The sequence below is a fragment of the Nitrosomonas sp. Nm132 genome (genome assembly GCF_900100485.1).
Lineage (GTDB): Bacteria > Pseudomonadota > Gammaproteobacteria > Burkholderiales > Nitrosomonadaceae > Nitrosomonas.
Genome location: NZ_FNDH01000118.1, coordinates 1 through 1,265 on the forward strand (window position 1 = coordinate 1; position 1,265 = coordinate 1,265).

The 1,265-nt window shown below is 47.0% G+C and carries 1 protein-coding gene; it reads left to right on the forward strand.

Annotation, left to right across the window (positions count from 1 at the left end; translation table 11 throughout):
- Positions 1 to 62: 62 nt before the first annotated feature.
- Positions 63 to 1,234 (forward strand): IS3 family transposase gene (locus BLP80_RS14930; protein ID WP_256325138.1). Its coding sequence is split into 2 segments (ribosomal slippage): positions 63 to 312 and positions 312 to 1,234, totalling 1,173 coding nucleotides; the frame shifts between segments, so codons are not numbered across the junction.
- Positions 1,235 to 1,265: the final 31 nt, after the last annotated feature.

The following is a 1,265-nucleotide window of genomic DNA, read 5'->3' on the forward strand; positions in this document are numbered from 1 at the left end:
TGACCTGGTTTAATGAATCCGGACATTCCAGTTAAGAGAAAATAGCTTAACTGGAGAAAGTAATGGTAATGAGGAAGCAATATACAAAGGAATACAAATTAGATGCGATCAGTCTGGTATTGGATCAGGGCCATACGACGACAGAAGTATCTCGAAGTCTGGAAATCAATGCCAATATGCTGAGAAGATGGATCAAGGAATACCAGGCGGATGATGCTGATCAGGCATTCCGGGGTAATGGGAAACTGACACCGGAGCAGGAAGAAATTCGGCAGTTGAAGGCGCAAATCAAGCAACTCAAGCTGGAGAGGGAAATACTAAAGGAAGCGACGGTCTTTTTCGCGAAAGAAACGAAGTGAAATATTCGTTCATCACCCAAAGGAAGAAGACCTACTCAGTTGGTTTGCTGTGCCAACTCATGGGTGTAAGTCGTAGCGCCTATTATGATCATGTCCGATGCACTGACAATTATTCTGCAGACCCGTGTCACGAGGAAATACTTGAAACGGTTCGAGGCATAGCAAAATGCAGCAATCATAGCTACGGCAGCCGCAGAATCGCAAAAGCGCTGAATATACTGGGTTATCCGGCTGGTCGTTGGAAGGCTCGAAACCTGATGCAGGAAGCAGGCGTACAGGTCAAACACCGGAAGAAGCACAAGGTAACCACAGACAGCAATCACAAACAACCGGTGTTCGAGAACGAACTGAATCGACAGTTTGATGCTGCAGCCCCGAATCAAGTCTATGTTGGCGACATAACCTACATTTGGACTCAGGAAGGCTGGTTGTATCTGGCTGTTGTCATCGATTTGTTTTCCAGGAAGGTAGTTGGCTGGAGCATGAGTTCAAGAATGAAAGCGAGTCTGGTTTGTGATGCATTGAGAATGGCTATCTGGCAGCGCCAGCCGCAAGCAGGACTGATAGTACATTCGGATCGCGGATCACAATATGCCAGCCGACAATACCGGCGGCTTCTGAAAATACATGGCTTTATCGGCAGCATGAGCCGGGCCGCTGATTGTTTCGACAATGCTGTGGCTGAAAGCTTCTTCGGCAGCCTTAAACAGGAGCGAATCCACTGGCGGAACTACCAAACCCGTCATGCAGCACAGCAAGATGTGCTGCAGTATATTTCCATGTTCTATAACAGCCATCGACTGCATTCATACTTGGAGTACAAAAGCCCCAATCAATATGAAGTGGAAACAGAAAAATTGAAAGAAGTCGCTTAACTGGGTTGTCCGGTTTTACTTGACCAGGTCA